The following is a 22,098-nucleotide window of genomic DNA, read 5'->3' as shown; positions in this document are numbered from 1 at the left end:
TCGGAGGCTTCCTGCGGCTGTTTCTGTGAAAAACATTTCGCCCGCCGACCTCACCGTCAGGCGGGCGAAACTTTCCGGACCAATCGAGCGGACTCAGGTAAAGCCTCAGCGGCTCCTCGTCTCGATCGCATCGATTGCGTCGATCACGGCCGAGCGGAAGCCCTTCCTTTCGAGCGCCGCAACGCCGATGATCGTCGTGCCGCCGGGCGAGCAGACGGCGTCCTTCATCGCACCGGGATGCGCGCCCGTCTCGAGCTGGAGCTTTGCGGTGCCCGCAAGCATCTGGGAGGCGAGCGAATAGGCGGCCGCGCGCGGCACGCCGTGCTTGACGGCGCCGTCGGCGAGCGCCTCGATGAACATGGCGGCAAAGGCCGGACCGCAGCCCGCAAGCGTTCCCGCGGCGGACATCATCTTCTCGTCGGCGAATTCGGCAAGGCCGAGCTTCGCAAAGAGCTGCTCCACGAACGCCTCGTCGTCGAGCGTCATCGAATGACGGGCCTCGCAGATCACGATGCCCTCGTTGATGGACACGGGGGTGTTGGGAAGCGTCGAGAGATGGCGTGTGCCGGACTCGAGGATGGACTCGTAGAAGTCAAAGAGCCTGCCCACCGCCACCGAGAGGACGAGCCTGTCCTTGAGGATCCCGCGAATGGGCTTCACGACGCCCTCGACAAGATGGGGCTTCACGGCCACCACGACCACGTCGGCCCAGCGTGCGGCCTCCTCGCAGGTCGCAAAGGCCTTCATGCCGCGCGCCTTCGTGCGCGCCTCGAGCACGTCCTGACGGCGGGAGGCGGCGCCGAGCTGCTCCGGCTTCACCGCTCCCGAACGGATCCAGCCGTCGGCCATGGCCGACGCCATGTTCCCGAAGCCCAAAAACGCAATGCGCACCGTGGATAAATCAAGCATCTTTCTTCCTTCACTTTGAACGGCCCGGCACGCCTGACGGCGCCGCAAAACCGAAAACAGAATCTGACCATTATGGCGCACTTCGAAGGCGAACGGCTCAAACGCGCTCCACGCCTCATTCGACAAGAGAGGCGGGCATGCCTAAAATATCCTCCTGCAGGCGTTCCCAGAGGACGCCACGGTGATGACTTCAACGCTCAAACCACAGCCAGAAGACACAAAATGCGCAATTTTCTCAAGGAATTCCAGGCATTCATCTCGAAGGGCAACGTCATGGATCTCGCCGTCGCCGTGATCATCGGCGCCGCCTTCTCCAACATCGTCAACTCGCTCGTCAAGGACATCGTCAACCCGATCCTCGGTGTGCTCGTCGGCCGCCCCGACTTCACGAACCTCTTCGTGGTCCTCAAGCCCGTTGAAGGCTACACGGGCCCCCAGACCTACGAGGCCCTCGTCAAGGCCGGCGCCACGGTATTCGGCTACGGCGCCTTCCTCACGGCCGTCGTGCAGTTCCTGCTGCTCGCCTTCGTGATCTTCTGGCTCATCAAGGTCGTCACGACCATCCGCAAGCGCCTCGAGGCCGAAGCCGCCAAGCTTCTCAAGGCCGAAGAGGAGAAGAAGGCCGCCGCGCCCGCTCCCGCCCCCGCGCCCACGCCCGAGGACGTCGTGCTCCTTCGCGAAATCCGCGATCTCCTCAAGAGCGGCGCCGCCTCGAACGCCGAGGTCAAGGCCGCCGTCGAAAAGCTCCAGCAGCAATAAGACCTCCTTCATCGAAAGTCACCGAAAGGCCGCATCGCAGTCGCTGCGATGCGGCCTTTTTCGTCCTGCAAAAATTCAAAAGGGGCCCCCGCCTCAGGCGGGAGCCCCCTTTCGAATCATGGTTCGGACGTCTTCTCCGTCAGGCCTTGAGCGCCCCGGCGAGCCTGAAGAGCTGCGTGGCCGTGAGGCGCACGCCCTCGGCGCCGCTCGACATGGCTTCGCCGAGCGTCATCGGACGGCTCGTCACGGGCATCACGGCCGTGACGCCCTTCTCGTACAGGGCCTCGAGGTTCGTGCCTTCTGCGATGCCGCCTGCGAGCACGACGACGGGCGTGCCGTTCGCACGGGCCGCCACCGCACTGACGAGCTTGCCGCCCGCCGTCTGGTCGTCGACCATGCCCTCGCCCGTCACGATGAGGTCCGCATCGGCCGCAAGGGCGGAGAAGTTCATCAGGTCAAGAAGCGCATCGCTGCCCGACAGAAGCCTGCCGTTGAGGAAGGCGACGACGCCAGCGCCGCAGCCGCCGGCCGCGCCCGCGCAGGGCATGTCGGCGAGCTTCGGGCCCTTGTTGCGCTCGAAGATCGTGGCCAGATGCGCCATGCCGGCCTCCATCGTCTCGACCATCTCGGGCGTGGCGCCCTTCTGGGGGCCGAAGACCCTCGCGGAGCCGTTCGGGCCGCACAGGGGATTCGTCACGTCGCACAGCGCCTCGATCCTCACGCCGCTCTCAAAGAAGAACGGATTGAGGGCGATGTGGCGGATGGCGCCGAGCGTGGCGCCCGTTGGGATGAAATTGCGGCCGTTGGGCGCCGTGAAGCGCACGCCGAGCGCAGCGGCCATGCCGCAGCCCGCGTCCGTCGTGCAACTGCCGCCGAGGGTGATCACGATGCGGCGGTGGCCCGCATTGAGCGCCTCGCCGATGAGCTGGCCCGCGCCGAAGGTCGTCGTGTTGGCGGCGGAGAAGCCGGGCAGCCTGTGCTGCAGGCCCGCAGCCTCCGCGAGCTCCACATAGGCCGTGTCGCCCGCGCTCAGATAGCGCGCGCTCACGGGCTGGCCGCAGGGGCCGGTCACGCTGTGCACCACGAAGGAGCCGCCGATGGAGTTGCGGATGACGTCGAGCGTGCCCTCGCCGCCGTCGGCGGCCGGGATGGACGTCACCTGCGCGTCCGGCATGACGTCGAGCGCCGCCTTCTTCATGATGGCGCAGAGACGGGCGGAGGAAAGGCTCCCCTTGAAGGAGTCGGGAATCAGCAGAATTTTCACGATCAGGTTCCGTAGCGAGAAGTCGGCCGGCGGCCTTCGTGCTCGTCCAGAGCCCCATCGCCGGCCTCATCCGCACGCGTCGGACGGCGTACGGGAAAAAAGTCCCTACATCATATCGATTTTGCGTGCGTTTTGTACGATTCACGCCCGCAGGGATACATCTGCTCGCCTTTTGTCCGCACGCTCCGCGCGCCCCTATGAACCGCATCCATCCCGTCTGGCATGCACCTCGTCCGCCACGCCGAAACGGTAGTCGTCGAACACCTCCGCCGTCGACGGAAGCACCCACCTGCCCGAGGCATCCCGCTTCCCCGCCTCCGCGAGCCTTGCCCCGTTCGCACCGAGCGTCCAGACGCGTGAGCTGCGCATCTGCGCGCAAAGGCAGGTCTTCTCCCGGATGCCGTCCTGCGCCGTTCCCGCAGCCTCGGCCTCGCGCCAGGCCCTGAGATACGCGCAGCCGCCGTGATCAAGCATGTACCCGTAGGCCGCGCACTGCGGCTTGAGCGCGGCGTTGATCGCGGGACTCGACTTGAGCATCCTCATCGGATAACCCGTCGGCGAAATGCCGTTGACCTCGATGTCCTCCGCCCGCGCGTCGAAGTAGCGCTGCTTGACGGCGTCGGGCAGCCCCGACTCCCTCGTCACCGCAAAGCGCGTCGCGGCCTGAATGCCGTCCGCGCCCGCCTCCGTGATCATCCGCACACCGTCCGTCCCCGTGAAGACGCCGCCCGCCGCGATCACGGGAATCCGAAGCGCATTCTCATGCAGCCAACCCTTCACGTCCCGCACGATGTCGGCGAGCGAAAAGCGCTGCCAGTCCGCTCCGAAGCCCAGATGCCCGCCCGCGAGCGGGCCCTCGACCACGACGTAGTCAGGCAGGCGCCCCGTCTTCGCGGACTTCCTCATGAAGAGATTGAGCGCCCGGCGGCTCGAAACCACCACCCCGAGACACGCATCGCGAAACCTCGGATGCCCGCTCATGAGCGCAAAGGATCCCGCATGCAGGCCCGCCGAAAGGCTGATCCCGTCGACGCCCGCATCAAGCGCCCCGAGAAGGCGGGCCCTCAGGGTTTCGAGCGAGGCGTTCATCGTGAGCTTCTCCATGATGTTGACGTGAATTCGCCCCTCGCCCGTCCTGCCCTCCATCACGCGCCCGAGATAGAGCTTCGCGGCCTCGCGGATCTTCTCCACGGGAAAGTGAAACCCGGCCTCGCCCGTCGTGCGCTCGAGCGCCTTGCAGGCAAGCGCCTTCATGCGCGTGAAGCCCGTCCCGAAAAGACGGTCCGCAAGGTCCGGCACCATCGCGTCCGAGACGTGCCCGATGCCACCGCGCGCGGCCACGGCCTGCGCCATTTCGGCGGTCGAAATGTTCACGCCCATCCCTCCCTGCATGATCGGAACCAAACTTCTCCCCTTGAGCTCAAGGCGAAAGTCGTCAAGTCGAAGGTCTTCGAGGCTTTTCATCTATGATGTCCTTTTCGTGCTTGCGTGCAAAGGCACGGCGCCCGTGCATCGCGTCCGAAAAGTCTGCCCGCGGAACCCTCTCCTCCCCGTCGCCCCATTCTCCGTGCAAACCCCTAGAAACAACCGTCCCCATTATCCCGTCACCCTCGAAACGGCTGCAGCACAATCATGTCAAAACTGCCCGACATGAAGGCTTGTCCGAACAGCCTACCCTTGAGGCGTCATCCGCCTGCATACCGTCCGAAAATGACGACGGGCCCGGAATCGCATGGATTTCGGGCCCGTTGGGCTCTGCATGGATGCAGATGCGCGCCAAAGCGCGCATGCCTCTTCAGATGATCATCATTCCATCGGCACAGTCGGCTTCTTCGGAACCTTGCAGCCGAGGATTTCCTTCGTCAGGTCGTTCCAGCGGTAGAGCGTGCCGCCGAATTCCTTCCGGAAGGCAACGGCGGCCTCTTCGGTGCTGAAGGAGGCGAGCGACTTGCCCATCGTGGCCTTGCGGCTCGAGCCCTGGACGTACCAGGCGGTCTTGGCGTCGATGAAGGTGGCGTCAGGATGCTCCCAGTCGTTGCCGACCATGTCGTTGACCCAGATGCCCGCGATCTTGTCGGACTCGCCGAGGCGAAGCAGCGTGCAGGTCATGCACTTCGTACTGCAGAACTTGTAGACGTGGCCGCTCTTCGTCACGATCTCGGCCTTCGGGCCGGGATACTTCGTGATCCACATGTCGCAGCTGTGGCACTGGTCCTGATCGGTGATCGGCTGCGTGCCGTTGTCGGCGGCAACGGCGCCGAAGGAAAGGCACAGAGCGGCGGCGACGCCGGCAAGCCTTGCGGTGAAGTTCATTTCGATTTCTCCCTGTGCGGCCCGTCTGGTCTGAGTGTCAGCGCACACCGCCGGGGGGCGTGCGGAGGCGTCACGGCGTCCGGCCGCAGGACGCTCGTTGTCTATAAGTCGCAGACATTATACTTCACCCAATTCTGTCGAACGCTTCAATTCGTTACGTTCGACTTTACCGAACACATCGTTCGCACCCACCTCTGGGAAAGCCCTTCGGACCTCCGTTAGCTCCTCGTTCACTGCATGGAGAAGAAGAGCATCAGGATGATCTGGCCCGAGATGATGCGCAGGAACATCGCGAGCGGGTAGACGGTCGAGTAGGCGAGCACGGCGAGGCCGCGTTCGGAGAGGCTGTTGACGAAGCTGAGCGCCGAGCTGCTCGTCGAGGCGCCTGCGATGAGGCCCGCGATCGTATGGAAGTTGAGCCGCATGAAGCGGCGCGCGACGACGGCCATGACGGCCATGGGCACGACGCTGATCACGAGGCCGAGCGCCATGTAGACCCAGCCGATGCCGCTCACGAAGGCCTCGATGAACATGTCGCCTGCGGCCAGGCCCGTGCTTGCGAGGAAGAACGTGAGGCCCCACTCCCTGAGCATCAGGTTGGCGGAGACGGTCGTGTACGTGACGAGATGAAAGCGCGGGCCGTAGTAGCTCAGCAGGATGGCCGCGATGAGCGGGCCGCCCGCAAGACCGAGCTTGATCTCGGTGGGCATGCCCGGAAAGGCGATCGGAACGCTGCCCAGAACGAGGCCGAGCGCGATGCCGATGAAGATCGCGAAGACGTTGGGCCTCTCAAGCCGCTTCTCCTGATTGCCCATCATGGCCGCCAGACGCGCCACTGCGTTGGCCGGACCCACGCAGTTGAGCGTGTCGCCGATCTGCAGGCGCAGCGTGTTGTAGGGAAAGAGCACGACGCCCGAGCGGTTGACGCGCGTGATGTTCACGCCGTCCATTCGCGAGAGGTGCAGGTCCTCGATGAGCGCGCCGTTGACCTCCTCGCGCGTGACGCTGATGAGGCGGGAGACGAGCGGCGAGTGCGCGGTCGCAAGGTCGATCTTCGTGTCCTCATCGCCGCAGAAGGCGACGATCGCCTCCTTGTCGCGCGGGCCCGCCACGATGCGCAGCTTGTCGCCCTCGTGCACGACCGTGTCGGCCGTCGGACTCGTGATCACGCCGTCGTGCAGAATGCGCGAGCAGATGAAGTTGCGGCCGACGAGAGAGCGGATCTCACGCAGCGTATGATTGTCGAGCGCATGGTTCGAGAGCGTCACGTGAAAGTAGATCGGCGTCTGGGCGCGCTTCTTCTGCGCCTCCTCCCAGAGCATCTCCTCGTGCTTGACGTCGATCCCGAAGACCTTCCTCACGAAGAGAAGCGTCAGGATGACGCCGATGATCGACACGGGATAGGCGCAGGCATAACCCACGGTGATGTCGCCCTTGTACCCCATGGCTGCGAGCGCCTCCTGCGTCGCGCCCAGACCGGGCGTGCTCGTCACGGCGCCGAAGTGCACGCCGAGGAGCTGCGGCAGAGCCAGCGCGCCGTCCGAAGCCGCCCAGATCCCGACCGTCAGAAGCAGGCTCACGCCCACCGACAGGCACATCAGCCCGTTGAGCCCCCAGCCGCTGTTTCTCAGGGTCGAGAAGAACGACGGGCCCACCTGCAGGCCGATGAAGAAGACGAAGAGGACCAGGCCGAAGTTGCGGAAGAACGAAATGATCGAGGGGTCGACGTCAACGCCCAGATAGCGCGCAAAAAGGCCGAGAAAAAGCACGCAGGTGACGCCGACCGAGACGCCGAAGAACCTGAAGCGCCCGATCCAGAGACCCGCCGCAATGATGAGCGAATACGCGAGAAGCGCGTGCGTGAAGGAGCCCGAGTCGGTAAGAAGAGCTTGAAGCCAGCCCATGACAGAAATTTCCGGAAGTTTGAATCCGCAACCAATTGCAATCCGTCATTGTAGTTCAGGGCGCCCCCGAGCCGCCACACGGGCGGCCCCTGCGCTCCTGCGCTTAGGGCTTCCGGGCCACGATGCAGAAGCTCGTCGTCACCTGCGCCTCTCCGCCGCCCGTCGCCACCGTCCTGCGGTCCTCGCTCGCAACGCGCACCTCGGCGCCGAGCGACTCGAGCACCTCGACGTCCCACGCGGGACGTTCGATACACGACAGCGGCAGATCGCGCGCAATCCTGTCGATGCGCTCGCTGCTCACGCCCCTCATGTACCTCGCCGCATGCCCCGGCGCGGGCGCGGACCTCAGCGCCCAGAGCGCATAGCGCTCGTCAAAGAGATGCAGATAATGATTGCCGTCGATCACAAGAAGCCTGCCGCCCGGCTTCAGAAGACTCATCCAGCGCCTGTACGCCTCGGCGGGCGCAGGCAGGTTCCAGAGCACGCACCGCGAGACGATCAGGTCCAGCGACGACGGCTCCATCCCGGGATCCGTCACGTCGCCCAGCCTGAAGTCCGCCTCAAGCCCGCGGCTCTTCGCGTTCGCCCCCGCGTGCTCGAGCATCTCGGGCGACAGGTCCATGCCCGTCACCCTGCAGCCGAGTCTCGCCAGCACGATGCTGAAGATCCCCGGACCGCAGCCCGCATCAAGCGCCCGCATCCCGGGCTTCGCCCCGAGCTCCGTCCTGAACAGGTGCTCAAGCACAAGCCCCGTCCCTCCGTCAAGCTCATCGCAGTTGTGAAGCGAATAGCCTTCCGCGCGTGTGTTCCAGTAGTCGCGCACGTCGTCCGAGAGTGTCACGGCGCATCTCCTTTCTTCGTTCTGTTGTCGTGCGTATCGCCTTCACGCTCAAGCCTCCCCGTGCATCGTCGGGTGGCATCAGGCGTATGAAGAGTTTGGATTTCATATGATACTCCCAAACTCCGCCACACCGCTCCTGGCCGGCGGTACTACGACGATCGGGCTAGCGACTCCGCCCGATCGAAAGCGTTGCCTGAAAAACGTCCCGCCCGATCTTTTCTGATAAAGTTCGACTTTCGGGTTAACCCGACCACGCCTGACGACCTTCGCAAAAGCCTCCGAGCGACCGCCGCGCCTCTCCGGCGCTTCCGGCCGTCCCGCGCAGCCGGGCGCAAGTTCAGAACAACAGGCACCATGTTTATTCGCGCACTCATCTTTTTCTTCGGGCTTCTGATGCTCTCGACGGGCATCTCGGTCATCACGCACGCCGGTCTCGGCACAGGCACCATCAGCTCCGTGGCCCTGGTCCTCTCCAAGGCCCTTCCGCTCTCGATGGGCTTCTTCGTCTTCCTCACGAACGTCTTCTTCTTCGTGCTCCAGACGGCGGTCGATCCGTCACGGTTTCTCGTGAAGCTCGTCAAGCAGATTCCGATCTGCTTCGTCTTCGGCCTCTTCTTCGACGCGGCCTATGCGCTCACGTCCTTCGTCGCGCCCGCCGCCTACCTCGAGCAGCTTGCGACGGTCTTCATCGGCACGGTCTTCAACGGCATGGGCATTGCGGGCATGGTCTTCGCGCGTCTGGCGATCCTGCCGCCCGAAGGTCTCGTCATCAGCATCATCAGGCGCTGGGGCGGCTCCTTCGGCAACCTGCGCACCGGCATCGACGTCTTCCTCGTCATCGCGGCCACCTCGCTCTCCTGCCTTCTCCTCGGCTCGATCGAGGGCGTGCGCGAGGGAACGCTCGTCGCCGCCGTCTGCGGCGGGCAGTTCGCCAAGGTCTTTCTCAAGGTCCTCGGCCGCCTCTTCCCGGCCCACCGCCCCGTCGACTGACGCACGACGCCCCGCCACCTACCTCGCGAGCACCGTCCTCAGGCGCTCAAGCACGCCTGCAACGGGATCGGCCTCCGAGAGCGCATTGACGCGCTCAAGCACCATGTCGGGCACGGGCAGGACGTCCGGGGCCGACGCATTGAAGAACGACCCCTCCTGCGTGCGGTCGTTCGCAACGCTGCCGCAGTAGAGCCAGAGGCCCGCATACACGTCGTCCTTTCTCACCGTCCCGAGCGAGGTCAGGTACTTGAAGGCCTGCTGCATCGCATGGTGCCGCAGCACCGTTCCCACGGTCGAGTACTTGCTGTCCATGACCGCCCAGGCCGTCCTGCCTCCGCTCTCGAGCGAAATCAGGAAGTCGGGCGAATACCAGGCCCTGTCCGTCTCCCTCAGCGTGTCGGCAGCCTCCGCATTGAGGGGCCTCACGGACCAGCGTGTCGTCCTCGCAAGTCCGATGCCGTTCTCGGGCTCAACATTTCCCGCCGCCAGCACGGGCTGGTACCAGAGCCTCACGATCTCCTCGTTCCCTCCGTCGTCTTCCTTCCTCCTGAAGATGAAGGTGTTGAGAAGGGCCGCGGCCGCATTGTCCGCATAAAGCGGACCCGCTCCCGCATACTCGTGCCTCTTCGCCTCCACGCTCGTCCAGCCCCTGCGCTCAAGGCCGCCGAGAAGTGAAACGAGCGAAAAGTACTCGTAGAGCCTCGGACTCGTCACGCTCGCAAGCCTGCTCACGAGCTTCTCAGCCTCGACGGGCCTGAGCTCGAACCACTCGCGCATCAGCTCGTAGACGAGCCTGTACTGGGACGTCTCGATGAAATGCCTCGCGGGCGCGGGCAGCCTGTTCACGGGCTCGGGCGTCACGCCGAGCGCGTCCCGGTAGAGCTCCGCAATGCGCGAGAACACGATGCCGTAGCCCCTCAGGACGTCAGCCTCCGAACTCACGATGCGCACGGCGGCCATGCGGCCGATGGTCCCCGCGTCAAGAGGTCCCGCGCCGACGCGCACCGCGTCCTCGAACGCCTGCGCCAGACGCCTCGTCTCCGACGCAAGATGCAGCGGAAAGCCTGCCACCACGCGGTTTTCATAAAGGTCCCTGCTCAGCTCGGACGTGCGCACGAGCGCATGAGCGGGCATCCAGTTCGCGCCCCGCATGCGGATGCCGTGTCCCGGCGCCACTCTCTGCCACTCGTGCGGATGCGAGGCCATCCAGCGCGCGGCCTCGGGCGTCATGTCGCGCATGCGCTCGATGCTCATGCGTCTGGCAGTGGAGGCGAGCCTGCACTTGGGATCCTCGCGGAAATACGGATACTGCCTCTCGTAGAGAGACGACAGACGCTCGAGCACGCCCAGAAGATCGCCAAGCGAATCGTCGCCCGTCCTGACGGCATCGCCCCCGAAGAGCCTCTCCACGTGCTCCGCCACGCTCTCGCTCATCCTGAGCAGATTGTCCGAGGCAAGCCCCGGCTTGAGAATGATGCGAAGCGGCTCGGCATAGAAGAAGCTGCACGCCTGAGGTCCCATGCTCACGAGCACCTCGAGCTTCGCCACGCCGATCATGTTGTCGAAGGGAAGCGGATCCTGCAGCTCGAGGTGTACGCAGTCCTCCTCGCGATACTGGTCGCCCGCGAGCACCTCGCCGCCCATCCTGACGGTGACGGCGGCCCTCGGCGGAAGGCCCGAAACCTCAAGCGACATGGGCACACCCGCCTCCACGGCGGGCTGCCCCGACCAGTCTCCGATCAGGGGCTCAGCCTCATGAAGCGGCAGCGGCACGGGGGCCGCGCCCTCGGGGCGGACCGTGAGCACGAGCGTTCCCGCCTGCACGCCCGCACCTGCATCTTCAGCAGTCATGGCCACCTCCGTCAGAAGAAGCGGTAGCAGTCCATGGCCTCGTCGCCCTGACGCAGAATGCGGTCGACGACCTCGACGGACCTCGACAGTCCGAGCGACTCAAGACCGCTCCTGAACTCCACGAGCTTCTCGCGGTAGGCGGCGCCCGTGCCCGTGATGCGCGGCAGGCACTTCTGCATCACCGCAAAGTCGGCCGCATCAAGCCAGGCGGGCTTGTCCCCGTCCGCAAAGATCGAGGACGCCGCGCCCACGTATCCGTTCATCTGGCGGATCGAGCGGGGCGAGAGCCTGATGCCGAAGCCTTCGAGCATGGGCATCAGCCTGTCGTGCAGGTCCGAGAGCTCGCGCGCGTTCTTCGAAACGGCCTTCGCCCCGAAGTAGGCCTGAAGCTCCTTCCAGGACACGGGTCCCACGACCTTCGCGGGGCTCGTGTTTTCAATGCAATCGACGACGGGCAGCGTCACGACGGCTGCACGGTCGATGAGGCGCGGCGAGAGCGTCTCGGTCGTACTGTCGTTGTTGATGGTCGCCATGAAGCGCAGCGTCTCGGGCACCTTCGTCGGCGCCTTGTCCCAGAGCGTCACGATGCCGGACGACGTCTGCTCGTCGCACAGACGCATCCAGTCGGACCAGTAGTACTCCATCGGCGAGAGGTTCGCCTCGTCAAGCAGCATCATCGCGGGATAGACCGACCCCGAAGCGCTCCTCTCCTCCGCATCAAGCGTGCAGAGCAGGTCCCATCTGGCGGGATCCGAAGACTCGAATCTGTTCGTGATCGGATTCCAGTAGCCCACGAAGTCGCGCTTCGACGTCCAGCCGTACTCGACCGGCACGTGCACGAAGCGTCCGGCGGAAAGACCCGCACGTTCGTCGGACGACAGCAGGTTGTCGAAGGCGTCCAGACCCAGCGTCCTCGCCAGAATGTGGCAGATCGAGGTCTTGCCCGAGCCGGGCTCGCCCGAGAGCACCGTGAGGAAGTTCTGCGCCCAACAGATGTAGAGGTTGAGCACCGTGTTCTCATCGTAGCGTCGAACCTCCTGCACGGACCTGACGAGCGCATCGGCCAGCTCGCGTCCCCTGAGCTTCGCGGGCCTGACGCCGCAGACGGCCTGCGCGAGCCTTTCGCGACGGCTCCTGTCATCGTCCTCAGTCCAGGCGTCGAGCGCCCTCACGAGGGACTCGGGCATCAGCTCGCCGTCGGCTCCGTGCGTGCGCTCACAGATTCTTTTCGACTCCTCGAGAAGCTTCGTGTGCAGGTTTTCGAGCCTGCGGTAATTCTCGCGACGCTTCTCAAGCATCCCGTCCAGCTTGAGAAGCTGCTCGATCACGTCCTTCTTTGCATCCAGAAGACAGGACGCGAGGGCCTTCCTCCGGAGCTCCGCGTCGAGCTCCTTCTTGCTTATCTCGAGACTGGCGTACTTGCGAGTGAGCTCGTCCCTCTTGCCTTCCTGCACTCGGATGTTTTCGCTGAGCGTCTTCTCCTCGGCCTTCAGGCGCTCGACCCTCACGCCCACGAGAGTCTTTGCGGAGATCTTGTCGATCAGCTTGTCACCGACCGCCACGCGCGAGATCACGGCGTCAATCATGGCGTCGTTGCCGGCCCTGATCTCGTCGAGCACGAAGTTCGCGACATGCTCCTTCACCTCCTCCTTGTACTGCAGGCGGCGCATCACGTTTCTGGCGCGGGCAAGGCGACCGGCCGTCACGTCCGGCTCCACGTCCTCGAAGGCCTCGGGAGACTGGAGCCGGTCCCTGATGTAGGCGGCACGCACAGCAGACTTCTCAAGAAGGCGCCTGAGCAGATCCGCGTCACTCCAGACGTCGACCGAAACCGCATCCATGAAGGCCGTCTTCGCGCAGCGCACGCCCACGTGCACGGGCTGGCCGGCGCCCTCCCACCTGACGTACTCGCGAACCTCCTCGACCTTGTCGGCCTTGATCCTGAAGGCGGAGACGAGCCCCTTGTTGACGGTGCCGGAGAACGTGACGTAGTTCTTCCCGCGGTTGTCCCTCTTCAAGCGCATGGGACCGTAGAAAAGGTCCTTGTGCTCGAGCAGCACGAACTCGTTGGCAACCTTCATCTCGTCTTCCAGATCCTCAGAATCCGTCACGCTGACGGGAATCATCGTCGAGGTGAAGTCGATGCGGTCCAGGTCCTCGGCGGGCTTCACGACAAGATGAATGCCGAAGTCGGACGCGCTGAAGAAGCGCTTGCTGCTCGTGATCCTCGAGAAGTCGACGAACTTGCAGAAGTCGGAACGCACGCGGCCGTTTTCGTCGAAGTTCGGCATCAGTTCCGACGGCTTCAGGTCGATGACGTAGAAGGCGCCTTCCTTGATCTGGTTGCGACCCGCCGACTTCAGGTTGAAGGCACCGTAGGAGGGGAAAAGCTGCTTGGCCTCCGACTCGAGCACGCCGAAGCGGTCCTTGTACCACTCGGCGAGAACATAGAAGTTGAAGAAGTTTCCGCCACTCGTGCGGATGTAGCCCAGATAACGGGTCACACCTCGCGGCAAGGGCGGCACGGTGACGGAGAAGTCTCGCGGAAAGACGGTGCTCGCCTTCGCCCCTTCAGCGGGCACAGGCACGACGGGTGCAGGTACGACGGGGGCAGGCTCGGCGGCAGACTCGGCAACCTTCGCGGCCTCGACGCCGGGGACTTCGTCCCCCGTCTGCGCAGGAGCCTCCCGAGCCCCCTCAGTCTCGGACGCACCGGCAGGGACGGCCTCAGCCGGGGCCTGCTCCTGCGAGGGCTTTTCGGACTTCTCGCCTGCGGACGCCTCTTCGCCTTCAGGATCGCCGTCCTTCCCCTCGTACAGGCTCGGATCAAAGCTGATGGAGAGAGTGGTCTGCGAGTTCGCGCCAAACTCCCTGCAGTAGCGTTCAAGGAAGGCCTTTGCGTACCACGACAGTCCGAATCCGCAGATGTAGATGATGAGCATGGCAAATGCCCTGCGGTCATAAGGAGTGCCGTCGATCTCCTCATGAAAGGCCCTCATCGCCTCCTTCGACTTCTCGTGTGTCGCAGCAGCCTCCACGCGTCTGAAAAAGGCCTCGGGCGTCTTGTCCTCAGACAGCCCCGGATAGTCAAGCGCATGCATCTTCTCCGTGTTGGCGGCTGTCATCAGCGGCAGGGAGCCCAACCCTGCACGATGGGCCGGCCCCGCCACAAGCATCTCGACAAGACTCTTGTCCTTCTCAAACCAGGAGCCTTTCAGCGTGCGTTTTCCCAGAACATGCTTGAGCCTCTTGGTGAGGTAGTCCCTCTCCTCAGCCTTCAAATGTCTGAAAGCCCAACTCAGCATCTCAGCTTCTGCCAGCCATCCTTCCTTGCCCGGTCCAAACATGCCCATATTCTTACCTCTATATCAAAAAAATTGCGAAGCTCGCGCAATCCTGAAAGTATTTTATAGAGTGGTACGAGATGGTGCATGCTTCGCACGGGAGACGGGCGCGGCGAATCGGGATTCTGGCATGGAAAAAAACGGCCGCCCGCTTCACCCGGCCTGCAATCTGTGTCAAAATAACGCTTTTCACGCTTTTCAAGGCTTCCGCCTTGAGGGGCGCCAGGCAAGATAGAGGCGCAGGGACTGCATCAGTAGACGGCCGAGGAGGTATCCGAGGACGCCGCTCGAAAGGGCAGCCTGCCGAAATGACGCCGCGGACACGCGGCGGCCATTGGTGACGCGGAGAACATCCGCCTCACTCCCGCCGATCCGCGGCGGAGGAGCTGTCGCTGACCGTTCGGTCGCTTTTCGACAGTGCGGCCGGCAGGCCCGCACCCGGAAAAGTTCGCCCGGACATCTGCTGCAAGCCCGCAAGGCCCCGCCGGCCGCTGCAGGTTCGCTCCGTGTCCTCCCTCCTGCGAACGCATTTCTTTCCGGAGATTCCTACCCACATGTCCGACACTACCACCGGCTCCAACACCGGACTGCGCCGAGACCTCAAGGCGCGTCACATCACGATGATCGCCGTCGGCGGCTCCATCGGCACGGGACTTTTCGTGGCGTCCGGCGCGACGATCGCCCAGGCCGGTCCCGGCAGCGCCCTGCTCGCCTACTCGATCATCGGCCTCATGGTCTACTTCCTGATGACGAGCCTCGGCGAACTCGCCGCCTACGAACCCGTGGCCGGCTCGTTCTCCACCTACGGCCGCCGCTACGTCGACGAAGGCTTCGGCTTCGCCCTCGGCTGGAACTACTGCTACAACTGGGCCATTACGGTCGCAGTCGACCTTGTGGCCGCCCAGCTCGTCATGGGCTGGTGGTTCCCCGACGTGCCCGGAACACTCTGGAGCGCACTTTTCCTCGCGTTCATATTCACGCTCAACTACATATCCGTAAAAGGCTTCGGCGAGACGGAATACTGGTTCGCGCTCCTCAAGGTCGTAACCGTGATCCTCTTCATCTGCACGGGCTTCGCGATGATCTTCGGAATCCTCTCGGGCGACACGCCTGCGGGCTTCGAGAACTGGGCGATCGGCGACGCGCCCTTCGTGGGCGGCCTTCCCGCCCTGATCGGCGTCGCCATGGTGGTGGGCTTCTCCTTCCAGGGAACCGAGCTCATCGGCATCGCCGCTGGCGAAACCGAGCATCCCGAGAAGAACATTCCCAAGGCCGTCCGACAGGTCTTCTGGCGAATCCTGCTCTTCTACATCCTCTCGATCTTCGTCATCAGCCTGATCATTCCGTACACCGACCCGCGCCTTCTCAGGAACGACGTGGCCGACATCGCCGTAAGCCCCTTCACGCTCGTCTTCGAGCACGCGGGCCTGCTCTCGGCCGCCGCGCTCATGAACGCCGTGATCCTCACCTCGGTGCTCTCCGCTGGCAACTCCGGCCTCTACGCCTCCACGCGCATGCTCTTCGTGCTCGCGCACCAGGGTTCGGCCCCGAAGATCTTCGGCAAGCTCTCCGCCTCCGGCGTCCCGCGCAACGCGCTCTTCGCCACGACGGCGGTCGCGGGCCTGTGCTTCCTGACGTCCCTCTTTGACAACCAGTCCGTCTACCTCTGGCTGCTCAACACCTCGGGCATGAGCGGCTTCATCGCCTGGCTCGGCATCGCCATCAGCCACTACCGCTTCCGCCGCGGCTACGTGATGAACGGCTACGACGTCAACAAGCTGCCCTACAAGTCGTCCTTCTTCCCGTTCGGACCGATGTTCGCCTTCGCGCTCTGCATGATCATCATGCTCGGCCAGAACTACCAGGCCTTCCTCGCGGGCACGATCGACTGGGCGGGCGTGGTCGCCACCTACATCGGCATCCCGCTCTTCCTCGCCATCTGGCTCGGCTACAAGCTCATCACGGGCTGCCGCTTCGTGCGCTACAGCGACATGGAGTTCCCGGAAAAGTACCGCTAGGAAACTTCACTGACAACGGGCGGCCCGCTTCCATCAAAGCGGCCGCCCGCAGGCTTCACTCCTCCTGGCTCTTCCCATCTGCGGCCTGCGCAGAAATCGTTCCAACCAGTTGCAGCCTCGTCATGGACGTCAGTCGACTACCTGCCTCTCTTCCCGCCTTCTGCATCAGGACGTATCCGGGTGCCCCTCTCTTCGATCTCACGATCTGCATGCCCGACTCTCCGTCGCTTCGTCGACGGGGTCATCGAGCTGCATTATCCGGATGCGCACTATCCGCGGATTCATCGGCAAACCCGGCAGGTCTTCAAGGTGGTGGGGGCGATCTTTCCCAAGCAGGGAAAGCGCGGGCGGTGGTCGAGCAACCAGCAACCTTGAATGCGCAGGTGGGAGGATCGGGCGCGCAATGCTAGAATTTCCGCCTCCTCAAAGGAAGTTCCATGTCAAAAAAGCCTAGCCCCAAAAAGAAGTACGGTCCGCGCGCAGTAGCTGTTCCGCATTATCTCAACAGCCTCACCTCCGATGTAGATCGGAGCCATGACGCCCGCGACAAGAATCGCGTCTTTCTTCTCCAAGTTGCCAACCGAACTGTCGAGAAGAAAGATCTCGCCATGTACGGTCGGATCATGCAGATAACTTGGGTTCTTGCCGCGAAGATGGAACGCGCGAAGGAACTTCGCCAATGTCTCTACAACGGCCTCGTAGCCATCGGATGTTACATTGCGGAGAAGCCAAAGATTCCGTTCGACGACAAGATGTTCGAGGAGCTCTCACTGGCAACGGAAGTCGCGCGAGATATTCTGGAGAACTCGGGCGAGATTGAGCGCGCGCAGGCTGGTGCGGCTGTCTTGTCGGGGCGTGTGAAGTTCGAGTCGGAGGCGGACAAAATCACGGGGTGGGAGATGGTGTTGCGTTGAGAAACAGGAAAAGGAAAAGGAAAGGCAGGCATGAAGAGGTGCTCTTGTATTGCAATGCAATACGCTTTAGATTTTGACATCCTCCCGCGTATTGATACGCCGGGAGGATGTCAAAAGCATCTCGGCTTTCGCTGATGCAAAGTAGGAGATCCGCCAATGCTCTTTTTCGAAATCGAACAGCTTCATTAAGAAAACGGTCGCCCCTCCAAACGGAAGGGCGGCCTAACTATTTCATGGCGTGCAGGACTCACTTGACGCCGTTGATGCGCTGGATGAACCCGACGAAGCAGCCAAAGCCGATCGGGAGCGACGTCTCATCCTGAATGCAGAAGTCCCCTCGATGATGACCGGGATGGTTGCATCCGTAGTAGAAGAACACCGCCTTGCCGCCATGTTCCTGAACGCGACGGATCAGCATCGTGCAGTCTTCACTGCCGATTTTGGCATTCATGTCGACGACGCTGTCGACGCCAGGAACTTGAGCTGCGACTTCCTTGACAATGGAAACAGCTTCTTCGTCGCCTCGGTAGGTCACGGCCTCGCCCATGCGGGTGAGTTCGTAGTCGACGCCGTAAGCTGCGGCAAGCCCCTTGACCGTCATCTCAACGTTGGCTGCCATGTAGTCGTTGATTTCCGTCGATTCGCCGCGCACTTCGAGCTGCATGAAGGCGTTTTCGGCAATGATGTTTCGACCTGTGCCGGATTCGAACCGACCGATCTGCACGCGGGTGATGCCTTGGCTGTGCCCGGGCAATGATCCGAGCGACATGCAGGTCGCGGCGCCGCACATCAGCGCGCTGCGGCCCTTTTCGGGAGAACCGGCCGCAGCGGCAAGACCGTGGTAGCGGAGGTCGAACTTCGTCGTGGCAAGATAGCCGAAATGAGAGACGCCGACTTGACCGAGACGCGCGGAGCAGCCGATGTGGGCGCCTGCAAACCAGTTGACGTCGTCGACGATGCCTTTGGCTGCCATTGCCGCAGCGCCGCGCACGCCTTCTTCGGCAGGCTGGAAGAGAATCTTGACAGTGCCGCAGAGCTTCTCACGGTTTTCCGAGAGCCAGCGGGCGGCGGCAAGGCCCACGGCCGTATGACCGTCATGACCGCAGGCATGCGAGAAGCCGGGATAGACCGAACGATAGTTGCCGGCATTGGCCTCATGAGCCGGATCGTTGCTTTCTTCGATGGGGAGGCAGTCGATGTCAACACGGATGCCGGTCACGGGGCCCGGACGGCCCGTATTGAGAACGGCCATGGCGCCCGTGTAGCCGCCCAAGTGTCCGAGGAAGTCGGCGGGTACGCCGTGCTCAAGCGCCCGCTTTTTAGCCTTCTCAACCAGATCAGCATTACGGCCCATGACGGCGGAGGGTTCGATGACGTCGATGCCGGCCTTCCACTCGAGACCGAGCGCCTTGAGGCGTTGCACGATGAACCACGTCGTTTCGAATTCGCACCAACCTTCTTCAGGGTGGGCGTGAAGATGGCGACGGTCAGCAATGAGTTGTTCTTGAAGAGTCAATTTTGTCATGACGATTCCCTGAAGTATCAAAGGTCGAAGATGAAGCCGAGAAGGATGACGTTAATGATCATCGGGATGGCCATGCGCTTCGAAACCTCAAGCGGAGAGGCCTTGATCATGCCGGCGATGACGAGTGTGGCACCGGCGATCGGCGAACACATGCGACCCAAGGCGCCTGACAAGGCGGCCACAATGCCGAGGTTGGGAATCTGCATGCCGAATTCGGCGGCATAGGGCGTCACGGCCTGATTAAAGGCGTGGCCTGCGGCGTCACCCGAACCGGTGAGAACGCCCATCAGGAAGGGACCGAAGTTGGCGGCGTAGCCAGCGATCTCGCGAGAGTTCTTGAGCGTTTCGATGAGGGCGTCAATCACGCCTGCCGCACGAAGACCACCTGCAAAGCAGCCGGCCGCGATGATGATGCCCATGATGTTGGCATAGCCCTTGCCCATGCCGTTGAAAAATTCTTTTGTGACCTGTTGAGGATCAGCTCGGGAAACAAGGAACGTGAAGATCACGCCGTAGATCATGGCTTCGGCAATCGACATCTTGAAAATCGGCAGAACCGTGGCGCCCAAAAACAGGATGATGATCGGAAGCACGGGGGCCAACGCCATCAAGATGTTCGGACGTTCGGGCAGCTCGCCGCGGGCGTCGGAAGCCACCTCAAGCGATTCGCCTTCTTCACCGGGTTTTGCCTTCTTGTAGTCGCGGAAGACGAAAACCATGGCCGTCACAAGCAGAATGTTGAGCGCGCAGAGCGTCAGGATTTTCGGGGCGAACTCAACGATGAGGTCCATGACTTCCATGTTGGAGATCTTGGCAACCCAGACGTTGTGGCTCGAACCCGGGCTGAGGGAGGACGGAATGATCGAGCCGATAATGGCCGCACCGGCAATGGCGGGCTTGAAGCCTGCGCGAACCATGAGCGGAATCATCGTGGGACCCAGAGCAGCCGCACAGCCGGCGGCGGACGGAATGGCGATGGCGACGCAGGAGGCAATGAGCATGCAGAAGGGGAGGAGGAAGATGCCCAGACGCCCGAGCGGCTTCACCATCAGGCCGACGAAGTGCACGTCGCAACGCGTGATGGCGATGACGGCGGCAAAGCCCATCGATGAGCAAATGGCCGTGATGAGCGACTTGTTCGTCATGTTGGCGACGAAGGCACCGAGGGCGGTTTGTGGCGAAAGAGCGAAGAGCGCCATCACCAAGCCGGCGACGAAGAGCACAAGGCGCGTTTCGATGCGCTTGAGAAGCGCGGCGATTGTGAGCAGGACGATAAAGCCTGCCATCCAGATAGTCCAGGTCATGCTTTAATCCCCATGGTTCTGAAGTGAGAGAGGGTGCCGTACTTGCAGACGAGAAGTTCGTACTCGTCAGGGTCATAGAAGCGGCACTTGCCGGCGGTGAAGCTTTGCGCAACCTCAATCGAGAAGCGGACGGCTTCGTCGACGTCCGCAACATGTGTGGCGCCCGTCGCGCAACCGGCAACTTGAGATTGCGTCGTGATGGCAACGCCGATGCAGGGACTCGTCGTCGCGACGCTCGGCTGCAGAATCGAATTGATGTGGTAAATATTATTCCCGTACGGGGTAATATCCTGTTGTGCAAGCGGCAGAACCTTCGGCAGGCATCCCGTGGTAGATTCGAGAATGGAGAGCAGATCTTCGCTCGTCCTCAACAGGTAGCCATCCTTGACGGTCGGCGTAATGGCGATGCCGCGTGCGTTGAGAATGCGATTGCCTTTGGTTGTATCGATGCTCAGCAGCGCATCCATGGCCGGATCGACTTCTTCGGCATTGCATTGCGCGCTCGTGACGGGCGAGTCCATGAAGGGCACGGGTTCGTGCGGACGAGTGGGGGCGTTGGGACATACATGAGTTCGAATCATGACGTCGCCCTCCAGAATGTCGCCGCGTACGTGCATCTGGCCGAGCTTGGCGGCAATGGTCAGGGCGGCAAGCGCGCCGTCCCCGTCGGACGTGAAGCCGATGAGAGCCGGACGAGCGCCGAGCCCGCCGAGACGGCCGACAATGCCGAGGGTCGGAGCATTGCCTCCGGCAGTCTTGCCGTTTCGACCGGGAATGAGGACGTTGACAAAGTCCGTGGTTTTTCCGTTCGTGCCGATGGTTTTCGTTGCGGCGTCCCGAACGCCCCAGTCTTTGAGTCGGGTAACGACGGATTCGCCCGTGACACGCGGGTCGTCAAGCAAGTCCAACAGATCCAACAAGATTTTCATTGTGTTCGCCCTCCTTGGGTATGGCTGTAGGAACAATTCTGTTCCTTCGGACTGGGTTGGAGTAGCACCATGCCGAGGAGTATTATTAAGTATTCTCAAGAGGAATAATCCGGCATGAAACTACCGTTTTTCAACGAGTCTCTCAATGCTTTTCTGGCGGTTGCGGCCGAGAGAAGCTTTTCTGCGGCCGCAAAGAAGCTGGGCGTGACCCAGTCTGCGGTCACGAAAGCCGTGGCGCGGCTGGAAAAGGAGCTTGAGGTGGAGCTCTTTGATCGCGGCTGTCGACCGGTCATGTTGACGGAAGAGGCCATGTTGCTCCTCAAGGATGTGCTTGCCTGTCAACATACGCTCGAAAATACAGCCGAATTCATGCAGTCTCGGTCGAACTTGAAGCCTGTTTACCGAATCGGAGTCATCGAAGGATTGTCGAAAAGCCTGATGCCGCAACTGATCAAGGCGCTACAGTCCGAGGCGTCGGAAATCGTGACACAGATCGGCACATCGCTTGTGCTCGTTGAAAAGTTGGTGAGGAATGAGCTCGACTTCGCCTTCACGAGTGCCGCCTACGACGAAGTGCGCGGCTTGTACCGGACAAAGCTCTTCGAAGAAGAATCGATTGTTTTGATGCCCAAGGCCATGGCCGCCAAGCGAGATTCGTGGACGTGGTCCCAGTTGCAGCTTTGCGGCATTCCTTTTCTTCATTTTGCGCGCGAAGGCGGCGTGGGCAGAATCAACGATGCCTATCTCAGTCTTCAGAACATCAAGACGCCCAATCGCATCGAGGTCGACTCGACGGGCATCATGACGTCCCTCATTGCGCAGGGCATGGGGTGGACGGTCGGCAGTCCGCTCACATTGGTGCAGAACTTCGATTTGATTGACGAGATCGCTGCGATTCCGACCCCGCCTCCGGGGCTTCAGAGATCGCTTTTTCTAGTCTGTCGCGATGACAGGAGTGAAGAGAGTCGCCGGAAGTTCATTCGGCTTGCCCAAGAGATGATGAACGCCCATGTGGTGCCGCTCTTTGACGAGGTGAAGCGCCGAGTGGGATGTTGAGGGCGGGCTTTTCGGGGAAAGCAGGGTTTGCACAAAAACAGCCGCAGGCAGCCCCCGAATTCGCGGGATGGGATGCGGCCGATGTTGCGCAACCGATGTAGCCGGAATCAAGGAAGACCATCTTCTCAAGGCCCTTCAGAAGATCGCCCAGATGAGTAATGTCATGTTCATTAGCCG

16 protein-coding genes and 1 riboswitch are annotated in these 22,098 nt (G+C 62.5%); of the genes, 5 read left to right on the top strand and 11 right to left on the bottom strand.

Translation table 11 applies throughout. The features are described 5' to 3' along the window. Window positions 1-105: 105 nt before the first annotated feature. Window positions 106-909: a pyrroline-5-carboxylate reductase gene (proC, locus tag HMPREF3036_RS08225; protein ID WP_005434475.1), complete on the bottom strand. Its 804-nt coding sequence runs from the start codon at window positions 907-909 to the stop codon at window positions 106-108. A 222-nt stretch (window positions 910-1,131) separates the two neighbouring features. Here proC and mscL point away from each other — a divergent pair, with 222 nt between their 5' ends. Further along, window positions 1,132-1,668, top strand: coding sequence for a large conductance mechanosensitive channel protein MscL (gene mscL, locus HMPREF3036_RS08220; RefSeq protein ID WP_062333513.1), 537 nt, complete (start codon window positions 1,132-1,134; stop codon window positions 1,666-1,668). 139 nt (window positions 1,669-1,807) lie between these two features. On the opposite strand, the gene HMPREF3036_RS08215 is transcribed toward mscL, so the two are convergent. The 5 genes from HMPREF3036_RS08215 to HMPREF3036_RS08195 form a co-directional block, all read right to left on the bottom strand. Further along, entirely contained in the window at window positions 1,808-2,932 is a 1,125-nt protein-coding gene (locus HMPREF3036_RS08215) for a glycerate kinase family protein (protein ID WP_062333510.1), read from the bottom strand. 195 nt (window positions 2,933-3,127) lie between these two features. Next, complete coding sequence (locus tag HMPREF3036_RS08210; RefSeq protein WP_005434481.1) at window positions 3,128-4,396, bottom strand: nitronate monooxygenase; 1,269 nt, start codon at window positions 4,394-4,396, stop codon at window positions 3,128-3,130. Between the two features lie 342 nt (window positions 4,397-4,738). Further along, complete coding sequence (locus tag HMPREF3036_RS08205) at window positions 4,739-5,245, bottom strand: nitrous oxide reductase accessory protein NosL (RefSeq protein WP_062333507.1); 507 nt, start codon at window positions 5,243-5,245, stop codon at window positions 4,739-4,741. 230 nt (window positions 5,246-5,475) lie between these two features. Next, window positions 5,476-7,149 carry a putative transporter gene (locus tag HMPREF3036_RS08200; RefSeq protein WP_062333505.1) on the bottom strand — a complete coding sequence of 558 codons (1,674 nt, stop codon included), beginning with the start codon at window positions 7,147-7,149 and terminating at the stop codon, window positions 5,476-5,478. Between the two features lie 103 nt (window positions 7,150-7,252). Further along, window positions 7,253-7,990, bottom strand: a complete 738-nt coding sequence (locus HMPREF3036_RS08195; protein ID WP_062333502.1) for a class I SAM-dependent methyltransferase — start codon at window positions 7,988-7,990, stop codon at window positions 7,253-7,255. Between the two features lie 354 nt (window positions 7,991-8,344). Here HMPREF3036_RS08195 and HMPREF3036_RS08190 point away from each other — a divergent pair, with 354 nt between their 5' ends. Then, a complete protein-coding gene (locus tag HMPREF3036_RS08190) occupies window positions 8,345-8,980 on the top strand; it encodes a YczE/YyaS/YitT family protein (RefSeq protein WP_005434490.1) in 636 nt (211 codons plus the stop codon). 18 nt (window positions 8,981-8,998) lie between these two features. On the opposite strand, the gene HMPREF3036_RS08185 is transcribed toward HMPREF3036_RS08190, so the two are convergent. Together HMPREF3036_RS08185 and HMPREF3036_RS08180 are read right to left on the bottom strand one after the other, a co-directional pair. Continuing rightward, complete coding sequence (locus tag HMPREF3036_RS08185; RefSeq protein WP_062333500.1) at window positions 8,999-10,831, bottom strand: DUF2357 domain-containing protein; 1,833 nt, start codon at window positions 10,829-10,831, stop codon at window positions 8,999-9,001. An 11-nt stretch (window positions 10,832-10,842) separates the two neighbouring features. Further along, complete coding sequence (locus HMPREF3036_RS08180) at window positions 10,843-14,136, bottom strand: hypothetical protein (RefSeq protein WP_156469800.1); 3,294 nt, start codon at window positions 14,134-14,136, stop codon at window positions 10,843-10,845. A gap of 263 nt (window positions 14,137-14,399) precedes the next feature. Continuing rightward, a riboswitch (Lysine riboswitch) is annotated at window positions 14,400-14,572 on the top strand. 157 nt (window positions 14,573-14,729) lie between these two features. Between HMPREF3036_RS08180 and HMPREF3036_RS08175 the strand changes: the two genes are divergently transcribed. Together HMPREF3036_RS08175 and HMPREF3036_RS08170 are read left to right on the top strand one after the other, a co-directional pair. Continuing rightward, window positions 14,730-16,193: an amino acid permease gene (locus tag HMPREF3036_RS08175; RefSeq protein WP_062333493.1), complete on the top strand. Its 1,464-nt coding sequence runs from the start codon at window positions 14,730-14,732 to the stop codon at window positions 16,191-16,193. Window positions 16,194-16,630: 437 nt separating this feature from the next. After that, a complete protein-coding gene (locus tag HMPREF3036_RS08170; protein ID WP_062333490.1) occupies window positions 16,631-17,107 on the top strand; it encodes a hypothetical protein in 477 nt (158 codons plus the stop codon). 247 nt (window positions 17,108-17,354) lie between these two features. On the opposite strand, the gene HMPREF3036_RS08165 is transcribed toward HMPREF3036_RS08170, so the two are convergent. From HMPREF3036_RS08165 to HMPREF3036_RS08155, 3 genes are read right to left on the bottom strand one after another with little or no spacing between them, the layout of a single operon-like run. Continuing rightward, window positions 17,355-18,632: an amidohydrolase gene (locus HMPREF3036_RS08165; RefSeq protein WP_005434500.1), complete on the bottom strand. Its 1,278-nt coding sequence runs from the start codon at window positions 18,630-18,632 to the stop codon at window positions 17,355-17,357. Between the two features lie 17 nt (window positions 18,633-18,649). Further along, complete coding sequence (gene dcuC, locus HMPREF3036_RS08160; RefSeq protein ID WP_062333487.1) at window positions 18,650-19,936, bottom strand: C4-dicarboxylate transporter DcuC; 1,287 nt, start codon at window positions 19,934-19,936, stop codon at window positions 18,650-18,652. Beyond that, complete coding sequence (locus HMPREF3036_RS08155; protein ID WP_062333484.1) at window positions 19,933-20,865, bottom strand: DUF1177 domain-containing protein; 933 nt, start codon at window positions 20,863-20,865, stop codon at window positions 19,933-19,935. Before HMPREF3036_RS08155 ends, dcuC begins: the two co-directional genes overlap by 4 nt. A 114-nt stretch (window positions 20,866-20,979) precedes the next feature. Between HMPREF3036_RS08155 and HMPREF3036_RS08150 the strand changes: the two genes are divergently transcribed. After that, window positions 20,980-21,921 (top strand): LysR family transcriptional regulator, encoded by a 942-nt coding sequence (locus HMPREF3036_RS08150; protein WP_005434506.1) that lies wholly within the window; start codon window positions 20,980-20,982, stop codon window positions 21,919-21,921. Window positions 21,922-22,098 lie beyond the last annotated feature (177 nt).

The sequence above is a fragment of the Sutterella sp. KLE1602 genome (genome assembly GCF_001578585.1).
GTDB classification, from domain to species: domain Bacteria; phylum Pseudomonadota; class Gammaproteobacteria; order Burkholderiales; family Burkholderiaceae_F; genus Sutterella; species Sutterella wadsworthensis_A.
This window is presented reverse-complemented; position numbering and strand designations above follow the sequence as displayed.